Origin of the sequence: Vibrio alfacsensis, from assembly GCF_019670485.1 — a bacterium.
Taxonomy (GTDB): Bacteria; Pseudomonadota; Gammaproteobacteria; order Enterobacterales; family Vibrionaceae; genus Vibrio; species Vibrio alfacsensis.
Map to the genome: position 1 here is coordinate 3,085,226 of NZ_AP024165.1, position 21,410 is coordinate 3,106,635.

At 46.1% G+C, this 21,410-nt stretch carries 19 protein-coding genes; 10 read left to right on the forward strand and 9 right to left on the reverse strand.

Going from position 1 to position 21,410, the window contains the following annotated elements:
• Positions 1-102 precede the first annotated feature (102 nt).
• The 4 genes from rarD (at position 103) to ggt (ending at position 4,522) form a co-directional block, all read left to right on the forward strand.
• Positions 103-1,017, forward strand: a complete 915-nt coding sequence (gene rarD, locus VA249_RS14260; protein ID WP_221068355.1) for an EamA family transporter RarD — start codon at positions 103-105, stop codon at positions 1,015-1,017.
• A 71-nt stretch (positions 1,018-1,088) separates the two neighbouring features.
• Positions 1,089-1,886, forward strand: a complete 798-nt coding sequence (locus tag VA249_RS14265) for an AraC family transcriptional regulator (RefSeq protein WP_221069965.1) — start codon at positions 1,089-1,091, stop codon at positions 1,884-1,886.
• Positions 1,887-1,977: 91 nt separating this feature from the next.
• Entirely contained in the window at positions 1,978-2,646 is a 669-nt protein-coding gene (locus VA249_RS14270) for a LysE family translocator (protein ID WP_221068356.1), read from the forward strand.
• A 109-nt stretch (positions 2,647-2,755) separates the two neighbouring features.
• Positions 2,756-4,522, forward strand: coding sequence for a gamma-glutamyltransferase (gene ggt, locus VA249_RS14275; protein ID WP_221068357.1), 1,767 nt, complete (start codon positions 2,756-2,758; stop codon positions 4,520-4,522).
• A 778-nt stretch (positions 4,523-5,300) separates the two neighbouring features.
• Here the strand turns inward: ggt and uvrD are convergent.
• Positions 5,301-7,475, reverse strand: a complete 2,175-nt coding sequence (uvrD, locus tag VA249_RS14280; RefSeq protein ID WP_221068358.1) for a DNA helicase II — start codon at positions 7,473-7,475, stop codon at positions 5,301-5,303.
• Between the two features lie 283 nt (positions 7,476-7,758).
• Between uvrD and VA249_RS14285 the strand changes: the two genes are divergently transcribed.
• From VA249_RS14285 to VA249_RS14300, 4 genes are all read left to right on the forward strand, one after another.
• The gene (locus VA249_RS14285; protein WP_211915719.1) at positions 7,759-8,019 is read left to right on the forward strand and encodes a BufA1 family periplasmic bufferin-type metallophore; all 261 of its coding nucleotides are present in this window, start codon (positions 7,759-7,761) and stop codon (positions 8,017-8,019) included.
• Positions 8,020-8,104: 85 nt separating this feature from the next.
• A complete protein-coding gene (gene bufB, locus VA249_RS14290) occupies positions 8,105-8,977 on the forward strand; it encodes an MNIO family bufferin maturase (RefSeq protein ID WP_221068359.1) in 873 nt (290 codons plus the stop codon).
• Complete coding sequence (locus VA249_RS14295; RefSeq protein WP_221068360.1) at positions 8,974-9,732, forward strand: HvfC/BufC N-terminal domain-containing protein; 759 nt, start codon at positions 8,974-8,976, stop codon at positions 9,730-9,732. Before bufB ends, VA249_RS14295 begins: the two co-directional genes overlap by 4 nt.
• A gap of 10 nt (positions 9,733-9,742) precedes the next feature.
• Complete coding sequence (locus tag VA249_RS14300; protein ID WP_221068361.1) at positions 9,743-10,198, forward strand: DoxX family protein; 456 nt, start codon at positions 9,743-9,745, stop codon at positions 10,196-10,198.
• 31 nt (positions 10,199-10,229) lie between these two features.
• On the opposite strand, the gene tsrA is transcribed toward VA249_RS14300, so the two are convergent.
• Positions 10,230-10,511, reverse strand: a complete 282-nt coding sequence (gene tsrA / locus VA249_RS14305; protein WP_069218570.1) for an H-NS-like global regulator TsrA — start codon at positions 10,509-10,511, stop codon at positions 10,230-10,232.
• Positions 10,512-10,602: 91 nt separating this feature from the next.
• Complete coding sequence (locus tag VA249_RS14310) at positions 10,603-11,796, reverse strand: multidrug effflux MFS transporter (RefSeq protein ID WP_221068362.1); 1,194 nt, start codon at positions 11,794-11,796, stop codon at positions 10,603-10,605.
• A gap of 106 nt (positions 11,797-11,902) precedes the next feature.
• On the opposite strand from VA249_RS14310, the gene VA249_RS14315 reads away from it, so the two are divergent.
• Positions 11,903-12,844: a LysR substrate-binding domain-containing protein gene (locus VA249_RS14315; RefSeq protein WP_128809828.1), complete on the forward strand. Its 942-nt coding sequence runs from the start codon at positions 11,903-11,905 to the stop codon at positions 12,842-12,844.
• A gap of 203 nt (positions 12,845-13,047) precedes the next feature.
• The gene (locus VA249_RS14320; protein WP_221068363.1) at positions 13,048-14,838 is read left to right on the forward strand and encodes an aminopeptidase P family protein; all 1,791 of its coding nucleotides are present in this window, start codon (positions 13,048-13,050) and stop codon (positions 14,836-14,838) included.
• A 126-nt stretch (positions 14,839-14,964) separates the two neighbouring features.
• Here the strand turns inward: VA249_RS14320 and thiH are convergent, their stop codons facing one another.
• The 6 genes from thiH to thiC are packed head-to-tail and all read right to left on the reverse strand — an operon-like array spanning position 14,965 to position 21,321.
• A complete protein-coding gene (gene thiH / locus VA249_RS14325) occupies positions 14,965-16,092 on the reverse strand; it encodes a 2-iminoacetate synthase ThiH (protein WP_221068364.1) in 1,128 nt (375 codons plus the stop codon).
• 34 nt (positions 16,093-16,126) lie between these two features.
• Entirely contained in the window at positions 16,127-16,894 is a 768-nt protein-coding gene (locus VA249_RS14330; RefSeq protein WP_009703039.1) for a thiazole synthase, read from the reverse strand.
• Between the two features lie 5 nt (positions 16,895-16,899).
• Entirely contained in the window at positions 16,900-17,157 is a 258-nt protein-coding gene (gene thiS, locus VA249_RS14335; RefSeq protein WP_221068365.1) for a sulfur carrier protein ThiS, read from the reverse strand.
• 54 nt (positions 17,158-17,211) lie between these two features.
• On the reverse strand, positions 17,212-17,979 hold the full coding sequence (locus VA249_RS14340) for a HesA/MoeB/ThiF family protein (RefSeq protein ID WP_221068366.1): 768 nt from the start codon (positions 17,977-17,979) through the stop codon (positions 17,212-17,214).
• Positions 17,966-19,381, reverse strand: coding sequence for a thiamine phosphate synthase (locus VA249_RS14345; protein ID WP_221068367.1), 1,416 nt, complete (start codon positions 19,379-19,381; stop codon positions 17,966-17,968). The genes VA249_RS14340 and VA249_RS14345 overlap by 14 nt, the downstream gene beginning before the upstream one ends.
• Complete coding sequence (thiC, locus tag VA249_RS14350; protein WP_221068368.1) at positions 19,381-21,321, reverse strand: phosphomethylpyrimidine synthase ThiC; 1,941 nt, start codon at positions 21,319-21,321, stop codon at positions 19,381-19,383. Before thiC ends, VA249_RS14345 begins: the two co-directional genes overlap by 1 nt.
• Positions 21,322-21,410 lie beyond the last annotated feature (89 nt).

Genomic DNA, 21,410 nt, shown 5'->3' on the forward strand with positions numbered 1-21,410 from the left:
ATGGGGTTTGATGGTGAATAAAACCGCAAATTGTTAGGTGATTTAGTTCACGACTCGTATACTGATTTTCTGCTCTATAAACACACAATTAGGTGACACACTATGACACCAGAAGACCAACAGCGAGCAAAACAAGGCGTTTTACTGGCAATTGGTGCATATACCATGTGGGGCATCGCACCCATTTACTTCAAATCCATTGCCGATGTCTCGCCACTTGAGATATTAAGCCATCGTGTGATTTGGTCTTTCTTTTTACTCGCTGCGCTCCTTCATTTTGGCCGTCGCTGGCGTTCGGTATATAGCGTCATTAAAGATAAAACCAAAGTCACTTACCTATTGTTTAGTTCTGTATTAATTGGGGCTAACTGGTTAATTTTTATTTGGGCGGTCAACACCAATCATATGCTTGATGCAAGTTTGGGGTATTACATCAATCCACTGATCAATGTTCTATTGGGGATGGTTTTTCTTGGGGAACGCCTACGTAAATTACAATGGTTTGCAGTGACTCTCGCAGCGTGTGGAGTACTGGTTCAGCTATTTGTTTTTGGATCCGTCCCTATAGTGGCGATCGCCCTTGCAATGAGTTTTGGTTTCTATGGCCTGTTGCGTAAAAAAGTCAGCCTTGATGCACAAACCGGGCTGTTTATCGAAACGGCCGTTTTACTACCTGCAGCTTTCATCTATCTACTGTTTATCGCTAATACGCCAACATCAAACATGCAGGACAATCCATGGCAACTCAATAGTTTATTAATCGCAGCGGGTGTTATCACCACACTTCCTCTGCTTTGTTTCACCGGCGCAGCGACACGACTAAAGTTATCAACGTTAGGTTTCTTTCAGTATATCGGCCCAAGTCTAATGTTCTTACTTGCAGTATTAATTTACGGTGAACCGTTCTCCGCAGATAAGGCCATCACTTTTGCTTTCATTTGGGGAGCATTGGCCGTATTTAGCTTTGATGGTTTGAGTAATAATCGCAAATCGCGCAAAGCGGCTCGTGCGGCGTGATCGTTTTTTACAAGACAATTGAGAAATTGATGGATAAGCTTGGTCATAATGTGACCAAGCTTTTTTATTTCATGGAACATATTCAGTACTACGCAACCGATCATGACAACTTGAGGCTGATTGAGGCGAAATATCAGACATTTGCTTTTCAAAGGCATTACCATCTGGATTTTCATCTCGGTCTGATCACGCATGGCGCGCAGAAGTTCCAATACCAAGGTAACAACCACCAAGTTGGTCACGGGCAAATTGTGATAATGCCGCCAGATGAGCTGCACGACGGGCAATCTAAGCTCGAAAGTGGCTATGAAGTGAATGTATTTGCGATCGAACCTCACCTATTGAGCGATCTGGCTGATCTTAAGCAAAGCGGTCAAATAATACGCTTTAATGAACTGATCATCTCGGATCCGAAGATATTTTTACAACTTAGTAACTTGCACGGGCTACTTCGTCGTGAAAACCTCAGCCAACTCACCAAAGATTGCCTTCCTTTTGAGGGATTTAACCAGCTTTTTGATCGCTACGGATCGCTTGAGCGACAAAAAGTGGTACCACTAGGGAATCAATCGCTTGGGACGTTAAAAGATTATCTAATGGCAAACCTCGACCAAGCGGTGCGTTTGGATTCACTTTCAGATCTGTGCCAACTTAGCCCCACTCAGTTCCAGCGCCACTTTAAAGCGCAAACAGGCATGACGCCTTATGCCTGGTTTGCTCGCCTACGACTCGAACAAGGCATGAAATTACTTCAAGCGGGTCAATGTGGTACCGACGTCGCTCATCAAATCGGTTTCTACGATCAAGCGCATTTCAGCAAAGCTTTTAAACAAACTTACGGAGTGTCTCCTTCTCAAGTGACTCGTTAATTTCATTTATCGAAAAAGCTGTCAGTTTTTTACAAGCGCTACAGGTGACTTACCACGACAATAGGGACATTGTTTCTATTTGAGATGTGTTATGAATGAATCCACCATATTGCTGACTCTCGCCAGTATTCACTTTATCGCCTTAATGAGTCCCGGTCCGGATTTTGCCCTTGTGGTACAAAACGCAACACGTCACGGCCGTCAAACCGGCTTGTACATTGCGTTGGGATTGTCTGTTGGTATTTTGCTTCACTCGTTGTTCAGCCTGACAGGCGTGAGTTATATCGTCCACCAGCACCCTTTATTGTATTCCGTAGTGCAACTATTGGGTGGCAGTTACTTACTTTACTTAGGAATCGGTGCATTACGTGCCGTGATCACCGTGATCACCATGATCAAAAACCCACTGGCGGATCAACCTAAGAAACAAAACAACCTGGTGATCAGTAACAAGCGTCAAGCATTTGCTAAAGGGTTTGCAACCAATATTCTGAACCCGAAAGCGTTAGTGTTTTTCATCAGTTTGATGTCAAGCTTAGTCCCTGCAGGGATGTCGATTACTGGCAAAGGCATAGCTTTAGCTATTCTATTTGGCTTGTCGCTATTCTGGTTCTCTAGCCTAGCGTGGATGCTGTCGACTCAGCGTCTACAACGCAAATTACACAAAGCTGGCATCTACATTGACGGCTTATGTGGTGTCATATTCACCTTAGTTGGCAGCAGCATTCTATTTCAAACCGCCACAAACTTAGTTGGTTAATACAAAGATTAAATCCTCTCATACTCGACATTTCTGCGATTGCTGACTCGACGTGACTCTTCATGACTGCCAAGCTGAAAACACAAAACTGGCAACATGGAGAGTCATCATGCATTGGACGTTCAACCGACTCGTGACCACGGGTCTTTTTCTTACTTCCCCACTCGTCTTATCTACCTCAGCCTTTGCTAACCAAGCAGCAGATGCCGTTGCGCCGGAGCACAGTACTGGCTTGGAGCAAAAACAGTTGGTCAAAGCCAAAGATTATATGGTCACAGCAGCCAACCCAATTGCAACCCAAACAGGTGCAGACGTTCTTGCACAAGGTGGTAATGCTATTGATGCCATGGTTGCCGTGCAACTGATGCTGGGCTTGGTAGAGCCGCAATCATCCGGTATTGGTGGCGGCGCCTTCTTAGTGTATTGGGACAGTGAGAAACAAAAACTGACTACGTATGATGGACGTGAAACCGCACCACTCGCCGCGACACCTAAACTCTTCTTAGATGATAATGGACAACCCTTGCAATTTTACGATGCGGTTGTCGGTGGGCGCTCCGTTGCCACTCCTGGTACAGTGAAACTACTGTGGGACACGCACCAGAAATACGGCAAGTTGGAATGGAAGAACATCATCCAACCCGTAATTACCTTGGCTGAGCAAGGTTTCGAAGTAAGTCCTCGCCTCGCGAGTCTGATTGAGAAAGATGCCAAGCGCCTATCACGCTTCCCTGCGACTAAGGCTTACTTCTTTAATCCAGATGGCTCACCAAAAGCCAAAGGCACGTTGTTGAAGAACCCTGAATACGCGCAAACTCTGACGGTCATTGCATCGCAAGGGGCAAACGCTTTCTATCAAGGCGATATCGCCACAGACATCATTAAGACCGTTCAGAATGCAGCGGGAAACTCTGGCGTATTAGCTCAGGCCGATTTCGATACTTACCAAATCAAGCAACGTGACCCCGTTTGTACGGCCTATCAAAGCTATGATATCTGCGGCATGGGACCACCAAGCTCTGGCACATTGACGGTTGGACAGATTCTCGCGATCACCGAGCAATACGATCTTAAAGGCTGGGGAGCCGAAAGCGCGAAATCATGGCAAGTGATCGCTGATGCGTCTCGCCTTGCGTTTGCAGATCGCGGTAAATACATGGCAGACCAAGATTATGTACCAATGCCAACCGAAGGCTTGCTTGATAAAGATTATCTAAAACAACGTGCTGAGCTCATTCAAATCGGTAAAGCCTTGAGTAAGGTTGAAGCCGGCAACCCTCCTTGGTCGCACGCCATGAACTTAAGCATGGACCAATCGATCGAGCTGCCTTCCACCAGCCATTTCAATATCGTCGATAAGCAAGGCAATGTGGTTTCAATGACAACAACCATCGAGAACGCCTTTGGCTCACGCTTGATGGTACGCGGCTTCTTGCTCAATAACGAACTTACCGATTTCTCTTTCCGCACTCATCAAGATGGTGTGCCAATCGCAAACCGCTTAGAACCGGGCAAACGCCCACGTTCTTCTATGGCACCGACTATTATGATGAAGGACGATAAACCCTACATGGCAATTGGTTCTCCAGGCGGCAGTCGCATCATAGGCTACGTTGCACAAGCTATCATTGCCCACACTCAATGGGATATGGATATCCAAAGTGCGGTTAATCAACCACGATTACTGAACCGTTTTGGCACCTTAGATATTGAACAAGGAACCACCGCAGAAAGCTTTCAATCAGAATTAGAAAAAATGGGATTTAAGACCGATGTTCGTGATTTGAACTCTGGGCTGCATGCGATACGTATATTGAAAGATGGACTTGAAGGGGCTGCGGATCCACGCCGTGAGGGCATGGCGATCGGGCAATAGTAGTGTTTTGCTCGAGCCTTTGTGCGAGATCTCTTACAAGGAGGTGAGCAAACTTCTCTTTTTATGTAGAGAATTCTAGGTCAAGTCAAGTTAACTCATTGAATTTAAAATGTTCGTTCTTTTTTTGAACGCCGCTATCTTGGAAAAATATGAATTTCAGCCATTGTTGAGAACCATTAATCACGTAATATTAAACCTGTCGGAAGGATGCTGACACGGAACAGGAAACACCAGGGATTTGGTGAACTTCAGGAAGAAGAAACGGTTATTCAGGAAGAATAGTCGGGCATGGATTGCAAAATTGGACATTGAACGGACTCAATAGTAACTAGGATGGTTACTACTAAGGATGGGATATGGACACCTCTGGACGAGGCACGGATTGAACATCAGGAAGATGTCAGGGACACCGCTCAGGGAACAAGTGATGAGAGCTAACGAGGATTGTTAGCAGACCAGGATAAGGTCAAGGACACCGCTAGGAAGGCGATGCAAGGATTACGCTGACGGAATACAGCGAACTATCATGGATTCGATGCATGGAGCACTTTTAGTAGCTGGATTGCTGCGAGTAAGACTATAACCCCGATGGGCGCAAGCCCTCGGGGTTTTTCTTTTTCTGAAGACGCTTTCTCTGAAAGCAAGTAAGTAACACTCATAACTTACTTCAATCAACGCTTTCCTACTCAATTCTTTGTCGTTTTGTTGACTCATAAACAGCATAAGAAAGAGCCGCCGAAGCAGCTCTGAATCTTAATACGCTAATTTTTGCAAAGCCTTACAACTTCTCTAATCGAGCGTAAGCAGTCACTAACCATTTGATACCTTCACCGTTAAAGGCGATCTGTACACGACTCTGTGGACCACTGCCCTCGAAGTTGATGATGGTCCCTTCACCAAATTTTGGATGCATAACACGAGAACCAAGCGAAAAACCAGTTTCATTGAAGCTTTCTTTGACAACTGTTTGACTGAATCGGCCACTACTTGCAGGACGGCTGACTTGCGCTTTCATGCGAACTTCATCTAAACAGGTTTCTGGCAATTCACGAATAAAACGCGATGGCTTGTGGTATTTATCTTGCCCATACAAGCGGCGCATTTCTGCGTATGTGATGTATAGCTTCTGCATCGCTCGCGTCATACCCACATAACACAATCGGCGCTCTTCTTCTAAACGTCCCGCCTCTTCTGCAGACATTTGGCTTGGGAACATGCCCTCTTCCACACCAACCATAAAGACAAGTGGGAACTCCAAACCTTTCGCACTGTGTAGTGTCATAAGCTGGACTGCATCTTCAAATTCATCCGCCTGCCCCTCACCCGCTTCTAATGCAGCATGAGTTAGGAAGGCTGTCAGTAGCGACATATTTTCAGCTTCTTCCGGCTTTTCGAACTGACGTGTTGCTGTGACCAGTTCTTCCAAGTTTTCTATACGCGCTTTCGACTTTTCGCCTTTTTCTTGCTCGTACATTGCAAACAAGCCGGAATACTTGATCACATGATCCGTTTGGTGATGCAACGGCATTTCCATCGTGTCGTCTTCTAGTGCAGTAATGAGCTCAATGAAACGGCTCAATGCGCCAGCAGCACGACCTGCTAACACTTGTTCCTCTATCATTGCCACACTCGCTTCCCACATGGTGCAGCCGCGATCACGCGCCGCAAAGCGGATGGTTTCTAGGGTCTTATCACCTAGACCACGCGTTGGCGTATTTACCACACGCTCAAATGCCGCATCATCATTACGGTTAGCGATTAACCGCATGTAACTCAATGCATCTTTGATTTCCTGACGTTCGAAGAATCGCATGCCGCCGTAAATACGATAAGGCAGACCTGCTTGGATTAAGGCTTCTTCCAAAACACGCGACTGAGCGTTGTTACGGTAAAGCATCGCAGCATCATTTAAGACACCACCTTTCTCCTGCCACTCTTTGATTTTATTTACCGCAAAACGAGCTTCGTCTAATTCGTTGTATGCGCTGTAAACCGAAATAGGTTCACCAACAACGCCATCCGTCCATAGCTCTTTACCCATACGCTCAGTATTGTTCGCAATCAAAGCATTGGAGGCTTCAAGAATCGTTTTGGTTGAGCGATAATTTTGCTCCAAACGGATGGTGTTTACACTTGGGAATTCGAGGGTAAATTTCTCGATGTTCTCAATTTTAGCGCCCCGCCAACCATAAATAGACTGGTCATCATCACCAACAATCATTACGTGACATTCTGGACCCGCCATCATACGTAGCCAAGCATATTGGATATTGTTGGTATCTTGGAACTCATCCACCAAAATGTGTTTAAAACGTGCTTGGTAGTGCTCACGGACAAACTTGTTATCACGCAGTAGCTCATGCGCGCGCAGCAAGATTTCCGCAAAGTCGACCAGACCAGCACGATCACACGCTTCTTGGTAAGCGGTGTACAACTGTAGATAAGTTTTTGTGACTGGATCATGGTAAGCGTCAATGTGCGACGGACGTAGACCCTCGTCTTTCTTGCCGTTAATCCACCATGATACTTGGCGTGCAGGCCATTGTTTCTCATCTAAGTTTTGCGCTTTAATTAAACGCTTCAATAAACGCAACTGATCGTCGCTGTCAATGATTTGAAAATCTTCAGGTAGCTTTGCATCAAGATAGTGTGCTCGCAAAATACGGTGGCAAATACCATGAAATGTACCATTCCACATGCCACCTGTACTGCCCATCATTAACTCTTCAATACGACCACGCATCTCTGCCGCAGCCTTATTGGTAAAGGTTACCGACATGATTGAGAACGGCGATGCTTGCTCTACCGACATCAACCAAGCAATTCGATGAACAAGAACGCGAGTCTTACCACTCCCTGCACCAGCAAGGATAAGCAAATTTTCTAGAGGTGCAGCAACGGCTTCACGTTGTTTATCGTTCAAACCGTCGAGTAATAAAGATGGATCCATCATGATGAGCGCTACTGGTTATTTATACATAAAAACAGATTATAACCTAAACAATCATTACAGATGAGACAAAATTTCATAAAAAATTTGATGTATTTTTAAACCACACATCAATCACTTGTTGAAATAACACAGCCATAAATCATTCAAAAATTGAATTTGCCTGAAAGTTTTCATGCCAATTTCCTATCTTTTAAGTTAAGCACGTTGATGAACAGTGGTCATACAACAAACACTGAATCAGCTTGCCAATCTAAGTAAAGGAAATCACTCAGAGGAACGTATTATGAAAAAGTCGAATCTTGCTGTTACTGCTGCTGTTACCGGCCTTTTAGCACTTGGAGGAACAATGCTCACCGCAACTCCAGCCGTCGCGGCCGACAAAGAAAAATGCTACGGCGTCGCAAAGGCAGGTAAAAATGACTGCGCAACGAAAAGTAGTTCATGTGCTGGTACATCGAAAGAAGACAATCAAAAAGACGCATTTGTTGTAGTACCAAAAGGTCTATGCGACAAACTGACTGGCGGTAGCACCACTTCTTCTTAATTCTCCTTATGTAAGTTTTGAGGATGCGTAGTCACTCAACCTACGCATCCCGCTCTTCTCGCACGATTTGAAAAAGGAGTTTCACGTGAAACACCACACCTTCCACGACCTTGTTGGCGTTGGATTAAGAACCCCTCACCTCGATTACTTTAGCCAAAATAAACCGGAGCTATCTTGGTTAGAAATCCACAGTGAAAACTATTTTCAACCCAACGCTGCAGAGCGCCATCAATTACAAGCGCTGCGCGAGCAGTATCAAATTAGCTGTCACGGCATTGGTCTGTCACTAGGTTCGGTGGAACGTGTGAATCAAAAGCACCTTGCTCAACTTAAAGCGCTGATTGACTCAATCGACCCGATTCTTGTTTCTGACCATTTAAGTTGGAGCGAAAACGGCGGTCACTACTTTAACGACCTACTCCCACTGCCCTACACAGAAGAAGCATTGAAAGTGTTCACTCGAAACTTGGACGAAGTGCAGGACTATTTGCAGCGTGAAATCTTAATTGAGAATCCATCTAGTTATGTGAAGTTTCAACATTCGACCATCAGTGAATGGGAATTTCTTACCGAAGTTCAAAAGCGCACTGACTGTCGCTTACTGCTCGACTTAAACAATGTTCATGTTTCAGCTTTCAACCACGGTTTTGATTGCGGCACATACCTAGATGCGATTCCTGCCGACAAAGTGGATGAGCTTCACTTGGCAGGCTTTACCATCAAGCAACTCGATAAAGGTGAGATATGGATTGATACCCATAGCCGTCCGGTTAGCGATGAAGTTTGGCAGCTATTCGCGCAGTGGACAAAAAAACACGGTCCGCGCCATACGCTGATTGAATGGGATTTAGATATCCCTGAGCCAGAAATCTTACTTGGAGAAGCAGAGAAAGCATCGCAACTGCTGTTGCAAGGCACACTCCCAAGTGAACAAAGCGAACCAAGGAAGGCTTCATGAATCTAGCCACCTTACAAAGCCAGTTTGCTAAAGCTCTGCACTATCAGGCACTCGGCGAAGACTGCGATATAGTGAGTGATGAGTTTACCGCTGATGAACGCGTGCAGATTTACCGCAATAACTTTATCGTCAGCTTAAGTGAGGTGTTATCCGCGACCTACCCGATGGTTGAAGCGCTGTTTGGTGAAGAATGCTTTGAACAGATGGCTCGCCAGCATGTTCTCACATATCCATTAGAAGAAGGAAATGTAGTGCATTATGGCGAAGGCTTTCAAGACACCATCATGCAGTTTAGCCAGGTGATCGCACAAGCACCTTACAGCCCTGAAGTCGCACGCTTCGAATGGCATATCGACCTCGCTCGTCAAGCACAGTATGAACAATCCAATGCGGCACAATTAAAACCGCTTGCGTTACTTGGCGAAGTGAGTGAGGAGCAACAACCCGCTTTGGTTTTGCACCTTAAACAAGGCTGCCGAAGCTTTGACTCCAGCTACGCAGTATTTGATTTGTTCAGCGCGATTCAAACTGGCCAATTCGAACAACTTAATATCAACCAATTACAGCAAGGTGTCATCTCGATTCAAGCCAATGGAGAAGCCTTGTGTCACGCACTCGATGCCGATGTGTTCCAACTGCTGCAATGTTTAGAGCAGAAACAGAGTTTGAGCGAAATACCTGAAGTTTTACTCGCTCATCTCAATGGCATCATGGCACTCGATCTCGTTGACGGCTTTACGTTGAAATCAATCTAAGGAGCACTCTATGACGGATACGCTTAAAAACTTAGTCAATCGGTACGACGACTTAATCAGTACCTTACAAGCTGGCCTTGTCCCTGTACTGCTTCTCTTTTGTCGCTTGTGGGTTGCATGGGTGTTCTTCAATTCAGGGCTAATCAAAATCTCGTCTTGGGATAGCACACTGTATTTATTTGAGCTGGAATACCAAGTGCCAATACTGCCATGGGAGTTGGCGGCTTACTTAGGTACAGCTGCAGAATTGGTTCTCCCGGTATTCTTGGCACTGGGATTGATTACTCGGCCGATGGCTGCGATTCTGTTTGTGTTCAACATCATCGCCGTGGTCTCTTACCCACTACTGTGGGAGAAAGGCTTCTATGACCACCAACTTTGGGGGTTGATGATACTTATTGTGATTGTGTGGGGACCCGGGCCTTTATCTCTCGACCACATACTGAAGAAGAAAATTACCAACTAAAAAAATCCCCGCATCATGCGGGGATTTTTTATTATTTGTTTAAGTAAGCCAGTAGCTCTTCTGCGGAGATACCTTGCTTAGCGAGGTCTTTTGCCATCTGCTCAACTTGCTCGCCTTTACGCGACTCAATCACTTGCTGAAATTGGTACACGATATCGCGCAGTACTGGCACTGGAACTTGTTTTGCCGCGCTACGAATACGCTCAGAGCTTTGGTTGCCTAGTTCGTTAAGCAACTTACCAAACATCACCTTTTCTGGTGACTCTTCCATTTGCTCTAAGATACGAGCCATTTCATACGTGGTTAACGACATTACTTTTTGAGTTCCGTTATGGTGTCGAGAAAAGTTTGAACGACAAATATACACGCGTTAGGTACATTGGAAAATACTAAATTACCGAGTTTTACGCATTCACTAATTTTGTGTGCCAGTTCTTGCCTGCTTTAGTGAATAGAATCACCAATGCTGGAAGTAATACCCACATATGAATCGCAATCAAGGTTTGTGGATCAAGTGATAAACGCTGAAGCGTGCCTACCAATAAACCTGCGCCACTCATTTGGAATAAACCTAATAATGCTGCAGCCGTCCCCGCTTTATCCCCAAATGGCTCTAGCGCTTTACCCGCCGCCGCGCCAAGAATCCATGCAAATCCTACTGATGAAATGAAGATAGGCAACATAAATGACAGTGCCGTGTTACTGCCTTTCATTACCATCATCACTACCCCGGAGATGGCCAGTAAGACAATACCAACAACGAGTGAATTATGAGTGCCCCAGCGATCCATGAACTTAGGCGCAAGCATACAAGCCGCAATGTTGAATGCCGCATTCAGACCAAACCAAAAGGTGAATTCATTCATCGATAGTCCCATGCCTGTCATCAACACCACAGGTGCAGACGTTACGTAAGCAAGAATGACCGCCATCGCCATCAAGCACAGTGATGCGTGGAAGATGAATGATGGTGTGCTCAATACCGCCCAATAGCGACTCAATTTGAACACCGCCTGCTTCTCAGTTGCAGGGTTGGTCTCTTTCATACCAAAGAATATCATGCTCCCAGCAACAACAGCGAAGCCCGCCATAAAACTGAAGTTTGCACGCCAATCAAATTGCTGGGTTAGCCAACTGCCTAAAATAGGCGCCAATGCAGGGATAAAGCAGATCGCCCCGTTAAGGTAACTGATCATTTTGCCACTTTTTTCCGGACCGAATATATCGCGAACTGTTGCAAAGGCTGCTACAGATGTTGCACATGCACCTAAGCCTTGTAGCAAACGAGCCGTCAACATCCACTCAATATTTTGAGCACTCCACGCCAATACAGCGCTCAATGCGTAGATGGTGATACCTCCCAATGCAACAGTTCGACGACCGAGTTTATCTGCCAAGGGACCAGCGAATAGCTGACCAACCCCCATAGCAAATAGGAACCAAGTGATGGTGTCTTGTGCCAATGAATTTTCTACCTGAAAGGTGGATGCAATAAGAGGCAAAGCAGGTAGATAGATATCAATCGCAAGTGGACTGAACAGAACTAACATGGTCAACAGCGCCATCTGTTTTTTGCTATTTGTAATATGGCTAGACACAAAACACTCCAAATTGAACAAGAACTTTGTGCAAAGCTTAATCATCTGATGATATGAATGGAAATGATGTATACTCATGACCATTATTCCCATGAGGAAAATCACAGTGAACGTCGAAAAATTAGTGCGTTTAGACCTCAATTTGTTGGTCTGTTTTAAGGTCTTGATGGAAGAGCTGAATGTCACTCGAGCTGCGCACCGGCTGTGCTTGAGTCAGTCTGCGGTGAGTAAATCTTTGGCCAAGTTACGCACCCAGTTTGATGACCCTTTGTTCACACGAAACTCGCATGGATTGACGCCTACACCGCGTGCATTGTTCCTTAAGCCGAAACTGGATCTGTTGATAAACCAACTTGAGGTGCTAACTCAACCTGAAGAGTTCTCTCCGCAGAGCAGTGAGTACCGTTTTCAAATCGCAGCAGTAGAGAGTGTGTATCCATTAATTCTGCCCCATTTCTTACCGGCAATATTCCAACAAGCGCCAGGCGTGACCATAAGCACCCACTCTTGGTCGGAACAAACGTTCAAGATGATTCAGCGCGGTGAAATCGATTTGGGCATGACAGGTCGAGATATCGACATCAACGATGCTAAGTTGACGATGCTGCCACCTGATGACATTTGTGAGCAAGAAATCTATCGCGACCACCAAATGTGCATCGTTCGTAAAGACCACCCGGCTTTGCGTGGTAATTGGAATTTGGAAGCTTATCTAGCCCTGCGTCATGTCCAGGTACGTTGTGATGGCAATGACCGTTGGTTGCTTGATTACCGCTTGGCCGACATTGGTCGAGAGCGTGATATCGCAGTGACTGTACCGGACTTTAACAGCGCCGCGAGTTTGTGCTCTTACACCGATTTTGTGTTTACCGCGCCAAGCCACTTTGTGAAGCTAGCAGCCAAGCAACATGACATGGCACTACTGCCACTACCACTCGAATTCCCACCAATGGCATACACTTTGTTTTGGCATCGAGACAGAGAAAATGACCCAGCTTTAACTTGGCTGCGCACCATGATCACACAAAAAACCGATCATCTTAGATAAAAATCCCGAACCCGATTTGCGCTCTTACGGTAAAATGGGTAGCTTAACAGTCGATAGTCCTTTTTGGCTCATCTATGGCCTGTTGTACTCCGACTCTATTGACGTGATTGCGAACCTCAATAGATTCGTAAACTGCATGAAGCAGATGGAAACAGCTCCCACACCTGAGCATGAAGGAGCGGTAATTTGAAGGAATAACACAGATGCACAACGATACCCAAAGCCGCGTGAATGCAATTCGCGAATGGCTAGCACAACATAATATTGACGCCCTACTTGTCCCACATGAAGACGAGTACTTGGGCGAATACGTACCAGCGCACAACGAGCGTTTACATTGGCTAACTGGTTTTACCGGTTCTGCTGGCGCTGCAGTAATCACCAAAGACAAAGCCGCTATCTTTGTTGATGGTCGCTACACAGTACAAGTCACTAAGCAGGTTCCTGCTGATCTATTCGAATACCGCCACCTGATTGAAGAGCCTGCACTAGATTGGATTAAAGACCATCTTACAAATGGCGCATCTGTGGCCATCGACCCTCGCATGCACAACTCTGCTTGGCTGGACATGGCACAAGCGAAACTGGCTGGTGCACTTGAGCTTAAGATACTCGACAGCAACCCAATTGATGAGCTATGGCATGATCGACCAGCTCCTGTGGTTTCTGATGTTCGCCTCATGGCAACAGAAGCGGTTGGTCAATCAAGTGAAAGTAAGCGCCAAGAAATCGCAGAGCTCGTGAAAAAAGCCGGCGCAGACAGCGCAGTGATCACAGCACTTGACTCTATCTGTTGGCTGCTTAACGTTCGTGGTCTAGATGTATCACGTCTACCAGTTCTGCTTTCTCACGCGATTCTGCATTCAGACTCAAGCGTGGAATACTTCCTAGATCCAGCTCGCCAACCTGCTGAGTTTGACGCTCACGTGGGTTCTGGCGTAACAGTTCATCACCCAGAAGCGTTACAAGCACGACTAGAAACTCTAACTGGCAAGAATGTACTGGTTGACCCTGCGACAAGTAACGCATGGTTTAAGTTGGTTCTACAAAATGCTGGCGCATCAGTGGTGAGTAAAGCCGACCCATGCCTAATGCCAAAAGCGGCGAAGAACGCGGTTGAAATCGCAGGGATGAAAGCATGTCATATCCGCGATGGCGTGGCGATGAGCAAGTTCCTATCTTGGTTAGATGCAGAAGTTGTTGCGGGTAACCTGCATAATGAAGCAACATTGGCTGACAAACTGGAAGCGTTCCGTAGCGAAGACCCAACACTGATGGATCTTAGCTTCGATACTATTTCGGCAGCAGGTGGCAACGCGGCGATGTGTCACTACAACCACGAGAACCAACCTGAACCTGGCAAGCTAGAACTGAACACGCTTTACCTAGTGGATTCAGGCGGTCAGTACCTAGATGGCACAACAGACATCACGCGTACAATTGCGATCGGTCAGCCTTCACAAGAGATGATTAAACAATTCACTCTCGCACTAAAAGGTCACATCGGTGTTGCTCGTGCACGTTTCCCGAAAGGCACACGTGGTTACCAAATCGATACGCTAGCTCGTCAACACCTATGGGCGGAAGGCTACGATTACGATCACGGTACTGGTCACGGTGTTGGTCACTTCCTAAGTGTTCATGAAGGTCCGGCGAGCATTTCTAAGAAGCAAATCGACGTGCCTCTAACAGAAGGTATGGTGCTATCCAACGAGCCGGGTTACTACCGTGCAGATGCGTTTGGTATCCGTATCGAGAACCTAGAGCTTGTTGTTGAAACTCCAACTAACGGTGACTTCCCTGTTCTGTCATTTGAGTCGCTAACACGCTGCCCAATCGACAAGCGCAACATCAACGTTGATATGCTAACTCGTCCAGAGCTTGCTTGGCTGAATGACTACCATCAGAAGGTATGGGATGAGATCAGCCCGCTAGTTGAAGGTGATGTGAAAGAGTGGCTTCGTCAAGCAACGCTACCAGTAGCACACAGCTAGAAGCTAGAAGCTAGAAGCTAGAAGCTAGAAGCTAGAAAAAGTAGAGGGTTGATGTTTTGCATCAACCCTCTTTTTTACTTATGTTTCACGTGAAACATAACGATGACTAGTGGCTTTATTTATTACTTAACCGGAATACGCTGAGTGCCAATCTCGCCATACAGGGTCAAAACCTTTGGCTCGAATCATCTCTTCCACAGAACCAGCACTTCGCTCATCACTGATCTCAAACTGCTCGAGTTCAACATCATCTATCGCATAACCACCCGGCTGAGTTTTCGATGCAGCAGACATACTGGTGATACCTAACGGTAATGCATTGTCTCTGAACTTCGGTGATTCACGAGTCGATAATGACAACTCCACTTCTGGATTCAACAAACGATAAGCGCAAATCAGCTGAACAAGCTGCTTATCCGTCATGACTGATTTTGGCTGCTTTCCGTTTAAAGAACTGGCCCCCTCACAAGGACGCAAACGCGGGAAGGAAATTGAGTAACGAGTCTGCCAATACGTGCGCTCAAGATAGTCCAAGTGCGCTGCCACATAAAAGCAATCTGTACGCCACTCTTCCAATCCTATCAAAGCGCCAATACCGATCTTATCGATGCCCGCTTTTGCAAGGCGATCGGGTGTATCCAATCGGTATTCGAAATCCATCTTATTGCCCCGCAAATGGTGCTCGGCGTAAGTCGAAGGATGATACGTTTCTTGATAGACCATCACCGCATCCAAACCCAATGTCTTGAGCTCTGCGTATTCATCTTGATCTAGCGGCTGAACTTCCATCGCTAAATAGTTAAAGCGTTGCTTAATCATCGGCACCATTTCGCGAAAGTATTTCATGCCGACTTTGGTTTCGTGTTCGCCAGTCACCAGCAATACGCTATCAAACTTCATGCGTTTAATTGCTTCGACTTCTGCAGCCACTTCGTCCCTATTCAAGGTACGACGCTTGATTCTATTCTCCATTGAGAAGCCACAATAAGTACAAGCATTGGCGCACAAGTTAGAAAGGTACAATGGAATATAAAGCGACATGGTATTACCAAAACGCTTACGAGTTGCCGAGTATGACAGCTGCGCCATTTGTTCTAAGTACGCTTCAGCCGCTGGTGAAATTAGCGCTTTAAAGTCTTCCAAATCACGCTTGGGTTTATTCAATGCTCGCTCAACATCTTGTGCCGTTTTCGCATAGATCGACATCGAAATGTCATCCCAATTAAGCTGCTTAAATTGTTCAACGAAGCTCATGTTTTCCTCGCTTATTAGCTAAACCAATCTAGGACTAAAGCTCATCTAGGAATGACGTCAGTGGACTCGACGCAACCGCATGAGAAACCTTACCTGCAAGTCCGGCTTCATAAGCCATACGCCCCGACTCTACCGCCAACTTAAATGCCCTCGCCATCGCAACGGGATCGCTCGAAGCCGCAATCGCGGTATTAACGAGAACGGCATCCGCGCCCATTTCCATCGCACGCGCGGCATGTGAAGGAGCACCGATACCCGCATCGACAACAACAGGAACATTAGCTTGGTCGATAATGATCTCTAGAAAATCGTGGGAAACTATCCCTTTGTTAGAACCGATCGGAGCACCTAATGGCATGACCGCAGCACAGCCTACTTCTTCCAATCGTTTACACAGAACTGGGTCAGCATGACAATAAGGAAGCACAATGAAGCCTTCACGAACCAGTTGCTCAGCGGCTGCTAGTGTCTCAATAGGATCGGGCATCAAGTACTTCGGGTCTGGATGAATTTCCAGTTTTAGCCAGTTAGTACCCAACGCTTCTCGCGCCAGTTGTGCAGCAAACACAGCATCTTTAGCATTCTTTGCACCTGAGGTGTTCGGCAATAAGTTCACTCCCGCTTGTACTAACGGCAGCAAAATATCGTCTTGTTGGTCGTTCACATCCACACGCTTCAACGCCATAGTCGCAAGTTGAGAACCCGATACTTGAATCGCTTCTGCCATTAATCGGCTGTTGGCAAACTTCCCTGTTCCTGTGAACAGTCTAGATTCGAATTGTTTATCACCAATTTTAAGCATCGACTTTAACCCCCTGCGATCGCTTGAAACAAAGAGATGCTATCTCCTTGTGAAAGAACTGTGCTCGCCCACTCACTGCGAGGCACAACATTATTGTTGATTGCAAAAACACAGCTCATTTCAGGAAGTTCAAATTGACTGATGATTTGCTGTAGATTCGAACCAGTTGCAACTTGGTGTGATTGCTCGTTAATAGCAATGGTTATCACACCTGTATCAGCAGCAAACTCTGGTGTAGTTGATTGTTGTAACGATGATGTCATTGCTTGCGACTCTCATATTCTTCGATATTAGGTAAAAATGTATGCGACCTATCACTAAGCGCAAACTTGGCATTGCTTATCTTTTTGTATTTTCATGGTTTGCCACTGCATTCGGAGCCCATCAAATAGATGCAATTGAAATGGTTTCACGTGAAACATTCCTGTCGATAGCCTTTGAATTGCCGCTATCGCTTGGTAGTTGCCAAGTGTGCCCACCACCGGACCGACGACACCGCTGTCACTGCACTTTTGAGTTTGTGGTAATTCGTCGAACGGATACAAACAGCGGTAACAGGCTTTACTCTGCGCTTCTTGTTCACTTGGTGTTTGGTAATCAAAGACAGCGAATTGCCCTTGCCAACCAATTGCTGCCGCCGAGATGAGCGGCGTATTTTGTTCGAAACAAACTTGGTTAATGAGCTGGCGCGTTGGCATGTTATCGGTGCAGTCCAACACCACATCCGCCAGCATCACCTCAAGCTGCAGCTGTGCTTTGTCCAATCGCTTATTGAGAGCACGAATTTGAACCATAGAATTAAGGTCAGTCAGTTGCTTTGCAGTTGCTTCTGTTTTCGCAACTTGGAGGTCTTGTTCACGATAAATGATCTGGCGTTGTAGGTTACTGCTATCAACTTCATCATCATCAACCACAACCAATTTACCAACGCCCGCTGATGCCAAGTACAAACTCGCTGCGCTCCCCAATCCACCACAACCGATGATCAGAACATGCGATTTGCTCAAACGCTCTTGCCCAATTTCGGCAATTTCAGGCAGAGCGACTTGACGTTGATAGCGAAGAAACTGCTTATCCGTGAGCATGCTCGCCTCTCTTGTTATGCACCAATTCATTATTCTGTTCAGTAAACGTTAGCTGTCTTTCCTTCATCAGTTGTGCGAAAAACTCGATGACGGACTGAGGTGATTCTGCCAACGTAATAGCACGCACTACTGCTAAGCTAGAAACACCTGTTTGCCAAACTTCGTCTGCATTAGATTGGTCAATGCCACCAATCGCGACCGTCGGAAAGCCAAGCACATAGTCACTACCTGCTTTGTCTTTTGCAGGAAGGAAAGCCAACTCTGTGTTTCCGTAAGGAATGCTATCAATCAGCTTTTGATACAGTTCCAAGCGCACCAAACCTTGTGGTTTCGATGGCATCTGTTTTGTGGTGGTTGGGAAAATATGCCCTAGCGCGATGTAGCTAGGATGAATTTGTACGATGCGCAGTAGTTCATAATAACCATGCGTAGAAAGACCAAGACGAATGCCGGCTTTAGTTAACTGAGCCAAATTCGATTCTTCTATGTCTTCTTGTCCTAGGTGAATGCCATAAGCAGCATGCTTGATTGCCAACTGCCAATAGTCATTGATGAACACTTGTGCTTGATACTGACGACCTAGCTCAATTGCTCGAATGATCTGTTGTTCTAAATCGGCTTGTTGTGGGTTCTTGATTCGCAGTTGAATAGTGTTGATGCCTAGTGGCAGTAGACGCTCAATCCACGCAACATCATCAACGACTGGATAGAGCCCTAGACTTTGCTTAGTTAGAGTTGGAAAGCTAACGCTCTCGCATTGTGCAGACCAACCAACTTGAATACCTAGTCGGTTATCCTCCAGTACAGGCGTGGGGAAATCATAGAATTGGTCAGCCCACTGAGTAGATCTTCCCTCGTCAAGGTTGTCATTCAACAGTGTTTCACGTGAAACATTCGCTTGTTGAGTTAGCATTCCTCGAGCAAGTGTTAACGCATCTTCGATAGGAAAATCGAGTACTGTCAGCGTTACTGTCCAAGCAAGGTGATGTTCGGGATCGAACATTGCGTTGAATTTGGACTTAACGGAAAGCGCTCTCACTTCGTTGTTAATTGGGTGACGCCAGATATCAAGCTGAAGCACTTTCTCCTTTTCATCGGATACCTGCGTATCAGCAATGCCAATATAAATCGCTTTCGACGGTTGCTTAGCACACGCATCTACCGATAAAGCAGAGCGGTAATAGAGCACAAATGAACTCTCATGATCAGAGTCATAACCATCAATAAGATCTGCCGTTATGCGTGTGGTCTGTTGGTCGCGAACAAGCTGAATAGATTGAGTTGGGCTCACACCCAACTCAATGTCTTCGATGCTAAAACCCTGTTCTTTCGCCAACAGCAAACATTGCTGAACTAAACCTGTCAGTTCAATCAATGATGACGGAATAAGGATTTTGCTCATTAGTCACTTACCTCGGCATGTGCTGCTGGGTGGTATAGCTCAGAACCTGTATCTCTAAACTCTTGCGATTTCTGACGCATCCCCTCAAGAGGATCATCCAGCATTTTGATCGATATAGCTTGGTCCGCAGCAACTTGCTCAGTGTCTTTCGCGTACTCTCGTACCTCTTGCGAAATCTTCATGGAGCAGAACTTTGGTCCGCACATCGAGCAGAAGTGAGCAACTTTTCCAGACTCTTGAGGCAAGGTTTCATCATGGAAAGCGCGTGCGGTATCTGGGTCGAGTGACAAGTTAAACTGGTCTTCCCAACGGAACTCGAAGCGAGCTTTAGAAAGTGCGTTATCACGAACTTGAGCGCCAGGGTGTCCCTTAGCCAAATCCGCGGCGTGCGCAGCAAGCTTGTACGTGATCATGCCTACTTTCACGTCTTCTTTGTTTGGTAAACCAAGATGCTCTTTAGGAGTTACGTAGCAAAGCATCGCACAGCCATACCAACCAATCATGGCAGCGCCGATGCCTGAAGTAATATGGTCGTAACCAGGAGCGACGTCTGTCGTCAATGGACCAAGGGTGTAGAAAGGAGCTTCATGGCAGTGCTCTAGCTGCTCTTCCATGTTCTCTTTGATCATATGCATTGGAACATGACCAGGACCTTCGATAATCACCTGTACGTCGTATTCCCACGCTATCTTGGTCAATTCTCCAAGAGTACGAAGCTCTGCAAATTGCGCTTCGTCGTTAGCATCGGCAACCGAGCCAGGACGCAGACCATCACCGAGAGAAAGTGCCACATCATACTTAGCACAGATTTCACAGATCTCTCGGAAGTGAGTATATAAGAAGCTTTCTTGGTGATGCGCTAAACACCATTTCGCGATGATAGAACCACCACGAGAGACAATGCCAGTAACGCGTTTTGCAGTCATTGGCACATAACGAAGTAGTAAACCGGCATGGATAGTGAAGTAGTCAACGCCCTGCTCTGCTTGCTCGATCAGGGTATCACGCATCACTTCCCAGTTAAGGTTTTCAGCAACACCATTCACTTTCTCAAGCGCTTGATACATTGGTACGGTACCTATCGGAACCGGACTGTTACGTAGAATCCACTCGCGAGTTTCGTGAATATTACGTCCAGTAGAGAGATCCATAACGGTATCTCCACCCCAGCGCGTTGCCCATACTAACTTCTCTACTTCTTCTTCAATCGAAGAAGTGACCGATGAGTTACCAATGTTGGCGTTCACTTTGACCAAAAAGTTACGTCCAATGATCATTGGTTCGGATTCTGGGTGGTTGATATTAGAAGGGATAATAGCGCGACCTTCGGCGACTTCTTTACGCACAAACTCGGCGGTAATGTCTTTTGGAAGATTCGCTCCGAAGCTTTGACCCGGATGTTGTTGATTCAGCACTTCATCGCGGTATTGAGCACGCCCCATATTTTCACGTAGGGCGATGTATTCCATTTCTGGGGTGATTATACCTTGGCGAGCATAGTGCAATTGAGTCACGCACTGCCCATCTTTGGCACGTCGAATACGTGGTAAATTTCCGTAACGAAGATCGTCTAGCGTTTCATCTTCTAGGCGCTCTTTGGTGTATACCGAGCTTACTTCATCAAGTAGCTCAGTATCGGCACGCTCTTCAATCCACTCTTCTCTCAGCTTAGGTAAGCCATTGTAAATGTCTATGGTGTGATTTTGATCTGTGTATACACCCGAGGTATCGTAAACGCGTACTGGCTCATTAGGCTCGAAAATAGGCGCTTCTTTTGTGCCCCCAATAAGGCTATCAGCGAGTGATATTTCACGCATTGGCACACGAATATCAGGACGTGAACCCTCTACGTAGACTTTTCTTGAATTTGGGTACGGTTGTACCGAGAGTGTATCAATGAACTGTTTTGCTTCCAGTCTCGCTTGCTTGCGACTCGACATAGCATTTTTCCTTGCTTTGTTATGCTTAGATAAAAAGTATTGGGATAAAAATGCTTGGCGGATAGATGCGACAAGAGGAATCGAATTGA